The organism is Mesorhizobium sp. M2A.F.Ca.ET.039.01.1.1, assembly GCF_003998035.1.
In the GTDB taxonomy this organism is placed as follows: Bacteria; Pseudomonadota; Alphaproteobacteria; order Rhizobiales; family Rhizobiaceae; genus Mesorhizobium.
Map to the genome: position 1 here is coordinate 1 of NZ_RZRY01000372.1, position 6,326 is coordinate 6,326.

General features: G+C 63.1%; 9 protein-coding genes and 1 pseudogene. 5 read left to right on the forward strand and 5 right to left on the reverse strand.

Features of this window, described 5'->3' with window-relative positions:
- The 4 genes and pseudogenes from EOA24_RS24060 to EOA24_RS24075 all read right to left on the reverse strand — a co-directional run.
- Positions 1–243 (reverse strand): annotated as a pseudogene (locus EOA24_RS24060) (cation transporter); the annotation flags it as partial.
- 8 nt (positions 244–251) lie between these two features.
- On the reverse strand, positions 252–509 hold the full coding sequence (locus tag EOA24_RS24065) for a metal-sensing transcriptional repressor (protein ID WP_040973109.1): 258 nt from the start codon (positions 507–509) through the stop codon (positions 252–254).
- A gap of 108 nt (positions 510–617) precedes the next feature.
- Complete coding sequence (locus tag EOA24_RS24070; protein ID WP_127410133.1) at positions 618–1,442, reverse strand: Ku protein; 825 nt, start codon at positions 1,440–1,442, stop codon at positions 618–620.
- 74 nt (positions 1,443–1,516) lie between these two features.
- On the reverse strand, positions 1,517–2,419 hold the full coding sequence (locus EOA24_RS24075; protein ID WP_126078090.1) for an AraC family transcriptional regulator: 903 nt from the start codon (positions 2,417–2,419) through the stop codon (positions 1,517–1,519).
- A 97-nt stretch (positions 2,420–2,516) separates the two neighbouring features.
- On the opposite strand from EOA24_RS24075, the gene EOA24_RS24080 reads away from it, so the two are divergent.
- The 3 genes from EOA24_RS24080 (at position 2,517) to EOA24_RS24090 (ending at position 4,786) form a co-directional block, all read left to right on the forward strand.
- Entirely contained in the window at positions 2,517–3,272 is a 756-nt protein-coding gene (locus tag EOA24_RS24080) for an SDR family oxidoreductase (RefSeq protein ID WP_126078091.1), read from the forward strand.
- Positions 3,273–3,579: 307 nt separating this feature from the next.
- Positions 3,580–4,311 (forward strand): GNAT family N-acetyltransferase, encoded by a 732-nt coding sequence (locus EOA24_RS24085; protein ID WP_245491174.1) that lies wholly within the window; start codon positions 3,580–3,582, stop codon positions 4,309–4,311.
- 139 nt (positions 4,312–4,450) lie between these two features.
- Complete coding sequence (locus EOA24_RS24090) at positions 4,451–4,786, forward strand: hypothetical protein (protein WP_126078093.1); 336 nt, start codon at positions 4,451–4,453, stop codon at positions 4,784–4,786.
- Between the two features lie 437 nt (positions 4,787–5,223).
- Here EOA24_RS24090 and EOA24_RS24095 read toward each other — a convergent pair whose 3' ends face one another.
- Positions 5,224–5,373, reverse strand: a complete 150-nt coding sequence (locus EOA24_RS24095) for a hypothetical protein (protein ID WP_108702822.1) — start codon at positions 5,371–5,373, stop codon at positions 5,224–5,226.
- 242 nt (positions 5,374–5,615) lie between these two features.
- Between EOA24_RS24095 and EOA24_RS24100 the strand changes: the two genes are divergently transcribed.
- Positions 5,616–5,798 carry a hypothetical protein gene (locus EOA24_RS24100; RefSeq protein WP_036258067.1) on the forward strand — a complete coding sequence of 61 codons (183 nt, stop codon included), beginning with the start codon at positions 5,616–5,618 and terminating at the stop codon, positions 5,796–5,798.
- Between the two features lie 61 nt (positions 5,799–5,859).
- A complete protein-coding gene (locus EOA24_RS24105) occupies positions 5,860–6,240 on the forward strand; it encodes a YkvA family protein (RefSeq protein WP_126078094.1) in 381 nt (126 codons plus the stop codon).
- The last annotated feature ends 86 nt before the right edge of the window (positions 6,241–6,326 follow it).

The following is a 6,326-nucleotide window of genomic DNA, read 5'->3' on the forward strand; positions in this document are numbered from 1 at the left end:
GGTGTCGGCAAGCAGCGCCACGCTGCCGGAAAAGAGGACGACGGCGAGCTGCAGCGCGGCCGTTATCGCCAGGATGACGAACGACCATTTGATCGCCCAGATGCCGCGCTCAGTCGTGGCGATCGTCGCATCGATCACGCCATGCGTGTGCCCGTGCGGCCCGTCATGGCCGTGCCCGCCATGTCTGCCGTGGTCATGCCCGTGCGAGCCGAAGCCGAACCAGTCGAGAATCCTCGTCAACATGAGCGGCCTCACAGATATTTGGTGAGCTGCTTCAGCTCTTTCAGCGTGTCCCTGGTCGGCTCGCCGCCCTCGACAAGGCAATGTTCCATATGGTCGTGGATCAGCTCGCGCTTGGCGTTGCCGACGGCGCTTTCGACGGCATGGAGCTGTTGCGCGAGGTCAAGGCAGGAACGGCCCTGCTCGAACATGGTGAGCACGGCGGCGAGATGGCCGTGCGCGCGCTTGAGCCGGGCGATGATGTCGGGATGGGAGCTGTGTATTGTCATGCTCTCATCCTATCCCCCAGGGTAGGATACTACAATCAGGCAAAGAGCTACCTCTCGCTGAGTGAGCGGATCCGTCGATCGAGCTTGGGCGATCCTATCAGTCGGCGATCAGGCCGACTTGCGGGCAGGCTTGGTTTTCGAGGGCGCCTTGATGCCTTCCTTGGCGAGACTCTTCCTCAGCACCGAAGCGAGGTCGACGACATTTTCTCTTGGCGGCGGCGCGGCCTTCGGCGGTTTCTTGCCCTTGCGCTTGGCATCGATCATCGCGATCAGCGCATCCTCATAGGTATCCTCGAATTTCGAAGGATCGAACTTCGTCACCTTCTTGTCGATCAAAAGCTCGGCAATCTCGAGCAGATCCTTGTCGTATTTCGGTGACGACAGGTCTTCGAAAACGCTCTTCTCCGAGACCATCTCGTCGCGGGTGCGCAGTTCGGTGAGCAGCATGCCCTTGCCGAAAGGCTGGATGACGACCTCGCGGCCGCGCTGGTAGAGCACGACGCAGGACCTTGCGGCGACGCGCTTCTTCTTCATCGCCTCGCGCAGCACGCTGAAGGCCTCGAGCGCAGCGCCATCGGCGGGGATGAGGTAATAGGGCTTTTCCAGATAGCGGGTGTCGATCTCGTCAAGGGCGACGAACTCGTCAACCTCCAATGTGTGCGCCGAGGTGAGTTTCAGCTTCTTGATCTCATCCGGCTCGATCTCGATGAAATCATCCTTCTCCGCCTCGAAGCCCTTGGTCTGGTCCTCGGTCTCGACGATATCGCCGGTCTGCTCGTCGACATAGCCGCTTTTCACCGGCAGGCCGTCCTTGCGGTTCAGAATCCTGAAATGAACTTTTCCGGTTTCGCTGGTCGCGCCGACCAGCTTCACGCCACACGAGACCGACCCAACCTTGAGAAAACCCTTCCAGACCGCGCGTGGCGCAACCATGTGCCATTCCTGTTGTCGTTGCGATCAACAGGAACATCTGGCGACCCGCCTGGTTCCGCGCGGCGAAGGCGCCGCTAGTGCGCGGTCGCCCTGGCGTAGCGCCCGGGTGGCTGGCCGACATGGCGGCTGAAGGCGGTGCTGAAGGTGCTGGCCGAGCCATAACCGACACGCTCGGCAACCTCGGCGATATCGGCCTCCCGCCGGCGCAGCAGGTCTTTCGCCAGCGCCATGCGCCAGGCCAAGAGATATTCCATCGGCGGCACGCCGACGCCGCGAACGAAACGGTCGAAGAAGGCGGAGCGCGAAAGCGCGGCCTCCTTCGCCAGCTCGGCGATCGTCCAGGGCCGCGCCGGATCGGCATGCATCCGGCGGATCGCCTCCGCCAGCCGCGCGTCGCCCAGGCCGCGCAGCAGGCCGGCCGGCGCGTCGGACGTCTGCGCCTGCCGAAGGGATTCGACCAGCAGGATCTCGATCAGCCGGGTCAGCACCAGGTCGCGCCCCGAATGCCGGCCCGCCGCCTCCTCGACCAGCAGCTTCACTAGGACCGACAGCCGCTCGACGCCACGGACATGGACCTGAGCGGGCAGCAATGAGACCAGCAGGCCGGAATCCTCGCCGTCGAAAAGGAAGTAGCCGCCAAGCATGCGCAGGTCCGGCGGGCCGTCCTGCTGGCCGTGCCGGACCTCCTCCGTGGCGGCCATGGCAAGGTTGGGATCTATCAGCGTCGGAACGACCGGCTCGAAGCCGGTCATGGTGAAGCCGGGCGTTTTCGGCAGCAGGACGAAATCGCCGGCTTCGAGCGTCAAGGGCGGCTGGCCATCAACCGCCAACAGGCAGGCTCCCTCGATGACGACGGCGAAGCTCGGATGGCCGAAATCCGCGTAGCGGACACCCCAGCGCCCGGCGCCGCTGATGCCCTTGGTGAACACGGCGCGCGGCCTGAGCAAGGCTATGACTTCAGAGAGAGGATCGACCATTTCAGGACTCTTGCAAACAAAATCAGGATCGTCAATCATAGATAGTCCTGACTGCTGCCGGTAACTTGCCGCCGTACAAACCGAACAGCGAGGACCCATGAAAACCATCCTGATCACCGGCGCTTCCTCGGGCTATGGCCTGGAGACGGCGCGCCATTTCCTCTCGAATGGCTGGAACGTCGTCGCGACGATGCGAAACCCGCGCGAGGATGTGCTGCCGCCTTCGCCGGCGCTGCGCATCCTGCCGCTCGACGTGACGGACGACAAAAGCATCGCGGCGGCGGTCGAAGCGGCCGGGCCGATCGACGCATTGGTCAACAATGCCGGCATCGGCGTCGCCGGAGCTTTCGAGGCGACGCCGATGGCGCATATCCGCAAGGTCTTCGAGACCAACACGTTCGGCGTCATGGCGATGACCCAGGCGGTGATCCAGCGGATGCGCGAGCGCCGTTCCGGCGTCATCGTCAATGTGACGTCGAGTGCCACGCTGGCGCCCTTCCCGCTGGCGGCGGCCTATACAGCGAGCAAGCAGGCGATCGAAGGTTTCACCGGCTCGCTGGCGTTGGAGCTCGCGCCCTTCAACGTCCTGGCCAAGCTGGTCGAACCGGGTTACGGGCCGACGACGAGGTTCACCGCCAATACCGGCGTGAATGTCCAGGACCTTATCCCCGAGGCCTATGCCGACTTTGCCAGGGCAGTCTTCGGCAATCTCGCCGATCCGGCGATGGCCGGGGCGCTGACCACCAGGGAAATCGATGTCGCCGAGGGCGTTTGGCGGGCCGTCAACGACACTACCGGCACACTGCGCTTCCCCGCTGGCGCCGACGCAGTCGCCCTAGCGGGGGCGGTCTGACGGGCAGCGTAAGCACCGGGGGCCGATGTGGCCTCCGGTGGAGCTGCGATAGCGCCGATCGTGGCCAAGACGGCAGGCATGGATCGCTGATATGATCGGTGCAACTGCGGCTCGCGCTCTATGGTTGGGGTTGTTCCATGTCGCTCGTTTACAGACCTGCTCGCGCCGATGACCTGGCCGCGACCGATGCAATGGTGGTCGCCAGCATCAACGAGCTTACCGTTCGGCACGGCTTCGGCCCGATGGCGGCGACGAGCCCGCCCAATTTCCAGTTGTTCTCACTCGAGGACGCCCCGACGGCCTGTGGGTGGCGGAAGACCATGGGGACATTGCGGGCTTCGCCTGGAGTTGGGTCTGCGGCGACATCTGGTTTCTCGCCCAGCTTTTCGTCGATCCTGGCCGACAAGGCCACGGCATCGGCAATACGCTGCTGGAGCGAACCATGCAGCACGCCCGCAAATCGGGCGCAGCCCACAGGGCGCTCATCACGTTCACCTTCAACCGTGTCTCGCAGGGCCTCTACATGCGGCACGGCCTGTTTCCCAAAACGCCGATCTACGTTTTCAGCGCCGCGCGCGAACGGGTGACCAAGGCTTTGCCTCAATCGCCATTGCGCGCCGTCGAAATGGACCGCAGCGCCGCGACAATGGAAAAACTCGTCGCAATCGATGCCAGTGCCCTGGGGGTCTCGCGAGAGAAGCACCACCGCTATCTGCGCACCGATGCCGCGACGACAGGTGTCTTGCTCCTCGCCGGCAGTGAGGCGATCGGCTACAGCTACCTTAGCGCCGGCGGGCATATCGGGCCCCTGGCGGTGACGCGGCCCGGTTTTCTTCGCGATGCCTTCGCAACGGCATTGCGGCTGGCGGCAGATCGCTCGGCCGAAAAGGTATCGGCCTTCCTGCCGGGCACATGCGAGAGCGCGCTCAGCCTTGCGGTCGATCAAGGCATGCGCATCACCTTCCCGATGCTGTTGATGGCATCGCCCGGCTATCGCGACTGGACGCAGTATCTGCCGCGAAATCCCGGCTTCATGTGATCGGCGGGCTGCGGGGGCAGGCGGCGCAGAGGCAACCAAACACTTGTTTTCCCGTTATTTCAGCAGCTGTCGGCATCCGTCATATCGTCAGCCAATTGGCTCCCGGCCAACGACCGCGCGGAGCAGAAAGGAGGCCGCAATGGCACGGCCCATTGTTGAAATAGGCGACAGGGTGGCGGTGATCGCCACCGTGGTCGAGCGCACCAACGACCGCGTGACGCTGAGCCTCGACGGCAACGGCCACCGCTATTCGATGGTCGAGCCAAACGCCAAGGCAGGCGACAAGCTGAGGCTGGAGGGCGACGTCGTCCATGTCGACGAGGATCTCGGACGCACGACGGTGCAGGTGCTGGGGCGGGTGACCGTCGACACCGGGTCGGTCGAGATGGTGACGAGACGTTGCGACCTCGACCATATCGGCTCGAACGTGGCTGGCCACCCTCGCCCGCGCACGCAACCGACGCCGCACGGATGAAACCTTCCCGGTGAAACGGCGGCCGCTCCCTGGGCGTTTCCGTACCGACGCTCACCGAATTGTCCTAGTTCCTTAACACAGAAATTTTGACCGGTTGGCTATGTGTGCATTGGCATGCGTTGGCGATTGGCCGAGACGCCTATCGCGGTCGTCATCCACGGGCGGAGCAAGGAGCGAAGCGACGCGCGCAGACCCGAGGATCCATGCCGTGACTTGGGAGCGCCGCAGCGGTCCAGAAATTCTGCACCGTTGCACGCTTCGGTCTAAGTAACGGCATGGATTCTAGGGTCTGCGCGCGTCGCTTCGCTCCTTGCTCCGCCCTAGAATGACGAGGTTCAGGAGCCTTCAGCTCATCGCCAGCGTTTGCGCTGACTACCCCAACGTTGATGGCCTTGCTCGACAAGTCTGCAATCTTTCAAAATCACTGTGTTGAGGAATTAGTGCCGCTTGAAATACTGCACTTCGCGTTCGTGCTTTTCGGCGGCTTCGCGCGACTTGAAGGTGCCGAGATTGCGGCGCTTGCCGGTCCTGGGATCGATCTTGCGCGAATAGAGCCGGTATTCGCCGGTTTTCAGTTTGCGGATCATGGAAACCTCCTGTGCGGGCCATGACTCCAACCCGCCGTGCCTGCCTCGGTTCCGATCACCATGATGCCCGCGCGCGGCCGGCGGCAAAAAACCCTTCTGTCGGTGAACCATTTCACGGACGCAAACGACCCAATGTCGGAATCGACATCGCAACGACACGATTAAGTCGAATTGTTTGTATTCAAATGACTTTCGCGACGTTATGCGGATGTTGCGAGCGTGCCGGATCTGAGGAGGGTGAGATGGTGACGGCGAAGCTTCACGGTGTTGAACTCGTCAGGGGACAGAAGTGGACGGTGCGCGTCACCGCCTACGGCACCACACTCATCTTCCCCTTCGAAGCCGAGCAATATGCGCGTTCCTACGCCGATGGCCAGGCTTTCCGCCTCGGCGTCGAGGTTGTCGAGTTGAAGGACTGCGCCTGAGAGGCCAATCCGGTATTCGTCCGTTGGCCTGAAGGCCCATACGGCCCTATACAATGGGCTCATGTCGGCTCTCGACTCGGCAAAGCAATGGGCGCGCGCCATCAAGCGCGACGTGGTGGCGCTCTGGATTGCGGCCCGTGATTGGCGGGTGCCCTGGTACGCAAAAGCCATCGCGGGCGCCGTCGCGGCCTATGCGCTGAGCCCGATCGATCTCATCCCGGATTTCATCCCGATCATCGGCTATCTGGACGACCTGCTGGTCGTGCCTCTCGGCATCATGCTCGCGGTCAGGTTGGTGCCGCCCGATCTGATGCGTGAATTCCGCGAAGAAGCCGCGCGGCGCGAGAAGCCGGTCAGCAAGGCGGGGCTCGCTTTCATGATCGCGGTCTGGGTTCTGGCGGCGCTGGCGCTCACCTGGCTGTTCTGGCCGAAGCCGGCCTAAAGCGGCGTCGCGATCTTTCAGATTCGCCGATAGCGGTGCACATTCGGCTTGATTAGCGACCCCTTGTATTCGATGCAAATCAGGAT